Consider the following 6,343-nt stretch of genomic DNA (forward strand, 5'->3'; position numbering starts at 1 on the left):
AATTTTTTTATTGCTTTCTAAAGCTAATATTTGTTGATTCTCCAACAATTTATTTAATGTATTAACATTGCTATTTTGTTGATCTAATTGCTTAGTTAAATTCTCAATATATTTTTCATCATTTTTAGCTCTAGTTTCAAAGATTTCTATTTGCTTTTCTAATTCGTTTACTTTTGTTTTTAATGCCTTAGAACTATTTGAATTATTATATATATTCTTTTCTGCTTTTGCAGTATTTTCACCAAACAATTCTTTTTTTACTGATTCTTTATTTTGGATTGTACTCTCTTTCTTAGTAATTTTTTCTATAATTTTCAAATAATCATTATCATCAATATAATTAATCCCATTTTCTTTTTCAAAAGTTATATTTAAACTTTTAGCATTATTAACAATAGTTTGTTTAGTTACACCTAATTCATCAGCAACCATTTTAATAGTTCTCATAACATCCACCCTTAGGTACCTAATTTAGTACCTAAATTTTACCACCTAATCAAGTTTATTTCATCATTTACCACCTAAATTTACTACCTATTTACTACATATGTACCTAATTAGGTCCCTATAATATGTTTTTGAATCTTAATTAGGCACTAAAACAATGAACTACACATTTTGCCATGGCAATGTGCTTTTAACTATATTTAAAACTCTTTATATACTTTCTTAAAAGTGTTAATATTGCTTTATAAATACTAAAAGAGTCAATGCTATTGGCGTAGCATTGACTCTCGGTAATAAAACGATTCGCACTCGTTTGTTTATATATTTTTTGATACTTGTATTATATCTATCTAATCATCTAAGTGCAAGCACAAAACATATAACTTACGTAAAAATTGTTTTATTACCTCAATCCTAAAAATGGAAATGAGGTTTTTATTATGCCCAATTTTGAAAAATACAATTTATCACAAGTAAAAACTGAAAGGTTTTATCAACTACCTAAATATTTATTCGAAGATGTATATTTTAAAAAAATGTCGGCGGAAGCCAAAATTATGTATGCGTTATTAAAAGATCGCTTTGAATTATCCATCCAAAATGAATGGGTAGATAAAAATAATAACATTTACTTTATTTTCAGTAATAAACATTTGTGCGAATACTTAGGTTATGCAGAACAAAAAATTATAAAATTAAAAAAAGAGTTAATAAGTTTTAATTTACTAACTCAAGAACGTGTTGGCCTTAATAAACCAAATAGATTATACCTATTAAAACCTAATTATGATATTAAAGCCAGTCATAGCAAGGAACTTCCAAATTCACAGTTCCAGAACAATGAATTTGGAAGTTCTAGAACTGTGAATTTCAGTGGTCAAGAACTTCCAAATTCACAGTCTAATGATACTGATTATAATGATACTAATTATATTAAGATTGAGAGTAATGATACGGATGATTTGAATGATAATAAACTAACATATTCTAATAATCACACAAATCATTCAAATCACTATAATCCAAACTTTAATGATGAAGCTTTAAAGTTCCAATTATTAGAAGAACTACCACAGAGTATTCAAAAATATCTAAGTAACTTTGAAGTAGATGAAATTAAAATTATCAAAACTGTATTATTAAAAGCCAAAACATCTTTCAACAATGCGATTGATAGCTACTACTTGTTAGAAGATATGGAAATAGAAATACTTCATGTTCTTAAACGTTTTAAAGCCATGCTTATTCAAAAAAATGAAACCGTTGAAGCCATGCAAGGATACTTAATGAAATCTCTTAAATCAGAATTCGCAGAAGTACATACGCTGAATAAGCGACGTGACCATTTACCCATCACTTCTTTATTTAATCAATAATTCAATTTAATAGGCCAACAATGCTTCAATTTGAGAGCATCTTTAGATAGATGTTCTCTTTTTTTATTAACAAGTGGTTGCTAAGGCAACCACCTAGACCAAACGAAAGGTAAAGGAGGAGATAACAAAATAACATCAATACAATGTCACAATTTCACAACATAGCATGCTGCTATTAAAGAAAGGAGGAACTCTTATGCGTAATAAGAAAAAGATTAAGGTTACTTTGGCAATGATTAATGTTCTGTTAACTGCAGTCGAACTTTATCTTCAATGGCAATTAAGTAAATCTGAAAATGAACTGTAGTTAAGCAAGTAGGTGGGACTAAAACAGAAACGTTTTAGTCCTATTTTTTTCTATAAACGAGTATTCTTCGTTTAATAATGGCTCAAACATGTCGCATAAAATGAAAAACAAATAATCATTTAGTGTTGTTTTAACTTTTAAAAATGTAAAAGTGTTAACCGTGTTTATATTTTTTATCAATCCTTTGTAGTTATAAAAGTGACTTAGTAAAATCGTTTTTGCTATTTATTTTGTTAATGAACGGAAATAAATGGTCGCATTTATCGTTCAAAAAAAATCAAAATGTGGATTCAATATAGGTAAAAAATAAGTCGTTAATGTTCAAGAAACGGACCGAATAAAATTTTAAATTTGAACTTTTCTATCCTAAACTAAGTAAAGATATTTACTTAGTTTTCTCTTTTTTTATCTCCAATCATTTTACTAACAATACTCATTTTGAAAATAAAAATAAGAACTTAAAGTAAAAAAATGAAGAAAAGAATAGCCTCTTTTGTCTCCAAGTACGTTTTACTTTTGGAAATATTACAAAAAGTAGAGTCTGTTTTCGGAGTCTCAAGTATGAGCATAAGGAAATCCAGTACCACCTTTGGTGGTATTCAGCATAGCTGAAAGATTTACCTTTTATTCGTTCTGCTCAATTATTCACCATATATAGCTTAAAAGCTTTATATAAAGGTGATTATAAGCATTCTTAGGCATTTGACTAAAGAGGGTGATATCACATTTTATTGCAGACTCTTTACAATTGTTACAAGACCACTTTTAATTGTCAGAATACTCTACTTAACGTTGATTTGACGGGCTTTAAAATTTTTTAGACTCTCGAGAGTCTGATTTTTTTGATATCGGGACTCCATAGAGTCTGTTTTTTTGGACTTTTTTCGTATAAAAAATAAGACCACTTAAGTGTGATCTTATTTTAATTTTTAGGTTTGATTGATCAAATATTGATGTAACAAATGCGTCCTTTTGTACCTCATTTTGTATTTTGTTTTAGCTCTTTTTGACCATATTTCTGTTTAGATTTGGATGTTTTTATAATTTGTTTTTGAATAATAAGGCCTAAATAATTTCTTATTACTTTTATTTTATGTTCATTATAATGAATCATTTAGGGATATGTTTGAGATACTTTATTCAAAAAGTGATGAGTACAAAAATATTTTTATAGCAAAAATGTAAGTGTTTAATATAAAAAATATCACAAGAATTTATCAAACATGAGTAAGACATTTTTCATTTATTTATACTTTATAAGCAGTATGATAAATCATACAAGTGACCAATACGCGCTTTCTAAAAATCATAATTCGACTTAATTATGTACGCTAATATGACTTTGATTATGACTAAGTAGACTTAATAATAAAGGTAATTTGTTTTTTAATAGATAATACTTTTGACATAAGTTCACTTATCGGAAGTCATCTGTAACTCAATTATTAGAAATGGTATAATACAAAGGTCGTCGTTCACTTCTGTGCTGTATTTAGCATGGAAGGAGGTGACATCATGTTCAGTACACTATTTGTAACTATTATAGCTCCTATCGTAGTAGGAGTTATACTCACATTATTTTCTCATTGGCTGAATAATCGTGAGAAGTAATTTAGCGACGACATATAGCTAATACACCAAAAGAGCCCGATAACTATTCGCAGTAGTTATCGGGCTCGGTGTTTATCATGCTAGTACACTATTTGTTAAATTCAGTATATCACCAAGTGTAGATGAATGCAAAAATATAAGAAAAGTAAGTGCAATTCTATAATTAGAATTATTGATTTTCTTTGATACTATAAAATTGCTAACATTAAGGCTAATTAGTTGAATACAAAGACAAGATGGGAGTATTAAATGAAAAAGGTTAAATCATATTTAAAAAACATTCAAAACAACGAAGAGTATCAAAAAGATATAGAATTTCTTGAAAAGAAAAGTAATGGAAGGGAAGACAAAAAACTTATATTAGATATATGCTTTTTATCGACAATTCCCTTGATTTCAATTTATATTACATATTTTTTAAGTTTTTCCAATCCATTTGCAATTTTTATATTAATAATTATAGCTGTGCCAGTTTCTTATAAAATTGCTAAAATTCTATTGGATCATATGTACAAAGATGAGGATAGATTTCTAGCATTATATAGAAACTACGAAAAGGGAAAATTATTATTTCTTACTTTACCTATCATTGGACTCGTATCTATAATAGGAAGTTCATTTCTCTTCGATTATTTAATATTTAAACTGAATAATACGTCTGTAGAAATATTAGGGTCCACTCCTACTGTTGTATATCATATTATTATTTGTTTTATTCAGTCTATGTTCACGACTATGTTTTTAATAATATTTATTTATACTATTTTGGTTCTTATATATGGAAGGTTTACAAAATAAATGACTAGAGTACACCCTAATCATACAAAATAAGTTGTTGAAATTATCGCAACTGTCACTTTACTTAATAAATGAGAAAAAGGATAGCTAAGAGCTATCCCTTTTAAATCTTAAAGTATCAATTACTTATAAAAATTCTTTTTCTTTAATATAATTATAGTTACCTTCAAACTTCTCTAATGTTTTATCTTTTAACAAGTAAGTAGTATTAAATAGTTTGTTAAGAAAATATCTATCATGTGAAACTGCAATTATAGATCCTTCATAATCTAATAAAGCATCTTCTATGGTTTCCTTGGCATCTATATCTAAATGGTTTGTGGGCTCGTCTAAAACAAGTAAATTATAATCAGTGTTTACAATTTGTGCCCATCTTAATCTTATTTTTTCTCCTCCACTTAGATCATTAATCTTTTTAAACACATCTTTACCATAAAACATAAAATTAGCTAAAATATGTCTAGCTTGACCTTCTGATACATTGACTTTTTCACGAATTGTATTCAACAAAGTATCATTGTTATCACTTTCAAATTCATGTTGTGAAAGATAGCCAATTTTTAAATTGTTTGCAGTTTTAATTGAACCTTCATCTACTGAAGTGATTCCTAAAATCATTTTTAACAATGTGGATTTACCAGTACCATTATCTCCTATAATAGCGACATGTTCGCCTCTTCTGATTAACATATTTACATTTTCAAATAATGGATAGTCATATCCTTTAGCAACATTTTCCATTTCAACAACTCTATTAGAAACGCGCTTACCTTCTTCTAGTTCCATATTCATTTTTTTTGAATTTAAAGTTGGTCTTTCTAACCGTTTAATGCGATTCAAAGCTTTTTCCATACTTTTAGCTCGACGATACATTGCAGCATTCGGTGGTTTAGCTTGGCTTGCCCATGTTCTTAATTGCTTTATAGACTCTTTCATTTTTTTAATTTTCTTTTGTTGTGTTTTATAGGTTTCGAATTCAGCTAATAGTCTTTTTTCTCTTTCTTCAACAAAATATGAATAATTTCCATTATAAGTATGAAGCGCTTTTTGATCTATTTCCATAATTTGATTGACTGTTTCATCTAAAAAGTAACGATCGTGTGAAACAATTACAGCAGCGCCTTCATAACTTTCTATATAGTTAGCCAACCATTCTATAGATTTAACATCAAGGTGATTTGTTGGTTCATCTAAAAGTAGCAAGTCTGTAGGCTTAATTAACATTTGAGCAAGGCCTACTTTTGTACGTTCTCCCCCTGATAAATCTCCCCACTCTGTTTCAAGTAAATGAGCGATATTTAAACCATGAGTCACTTTACGTATTTTTGCGTCTATCTCATAACCACCATTTTCTTCATAATATGTCTGTAACTCACCATAACGAGACATTAGTGTGCTTATATCTTCTATATCTTCGCTCATTTTATTTTCTATAATTTCAAGCTGTTTTGATATAGTATTTAACTCTTGAAATACAGATTTCAAACATTGATAAACACTTGTACTTTTTTCATAATCAGGTATTTGGTTTAAATAACCTATCCTCACATTTTTCTTCCTCCATGTTACCTATAAGGAAGAAGTATATAGTGTCAGTTCCTTATAGACCGATTAATAATTTCAAAAAAGACAGACTTCACCAATTTTGGAATTAAAATCGAAAATTTGTTGCGTATGATTTGTAAATATCTGCAACAATAAGCTATAAGAAACATTTAGACACCTCTGTCAATTTACTTGCTATATGAGAATTTTTTAACTTTATAAATAAGAAAGAGAAGTACAAATATTAGTTGTACTTCTC

At 27.9% G+C, this 6,343-nt stretch carries 3 protein-coding genes and 2 pseudogenes; 3 read left to right on the forward strand and 2 right to left on the reverse strand.

Features of this window, described 5'->3' with window-relative positions:
* Window positions 1-447, reverse strand: a pseudogene (locus tag KA909_RS12595) (DUF536 domain-containing protein); the annotation flags it as partial.
* Window positions 448-887: 440 nt separating this feature from the next.
* On the opposite strand from KA909_RS12595, the gene KA909_RS12600 reads away from it, so the two are divergent.
* From KA909_RS12600 to KA909_RS12610, 3 genes are all read left to right on the forward strand, one after another.
* Window positions 888-1,823 carry a replication initiator protein A gene (locus KA909_RS12600; RefSeq protein WP_037551369.1) on the forward strand — a complete coding sequence of 312 codons (936 nt, stop codon included), beginning with the start codon at window positions 888-890 and terminating at the stop codon, window positions 1,821-1,823.
* 1,822 nt (window positions 1,824-3,645) lie between these two features.
* Complete coding sequence (locus tag KA909_RS12605; RefSeq protein WP_000493115.1) at window positions 3,646-3,741, forward strand: type I toxin-antitoxin system Fst family toxin; 96 nt, start codon at window positions 3,646-3,648, stop codon at window positions 3,739-3,741.
* A 249-nt stretch (window positions 3,742-3,990) separates the two neighbouring features.
* Complete coding sequence (locus KA909_RS12610; RefSeq protein WP_002441962.1) at window positions 3,991-4,539, forward strand: hypothetical protein; 549 nt, start codon at window positions 3,991-3,993, stop codon at window positions 4,537-4,539.
* 126 nt (window positions 4,540-4,665) lie between these two features.
* Here KA909_RS12610 and abc-f read toward each other — a convergent pair.
* Window positions 4,666-6,108, reverse strand: a pseudogene (gene abc-f / locus KA909_RS13725) (ribosomal protection-like ABC-F family protein); the annotation flags it as partial.
* Window positions 6,109-6,343 lie beyond the last annotated feature (235 nt).

Origin of the sequence: Staphylococcus sp. GDX8P54P (genome assembly GCF_017893165.1) — a bacterium.
Lineage (GTDB): Bacteria > Bacillota > Bacilli > Staphylococcales > Staphylococcaceae > Staphylococcus > Staphylococcus borealis.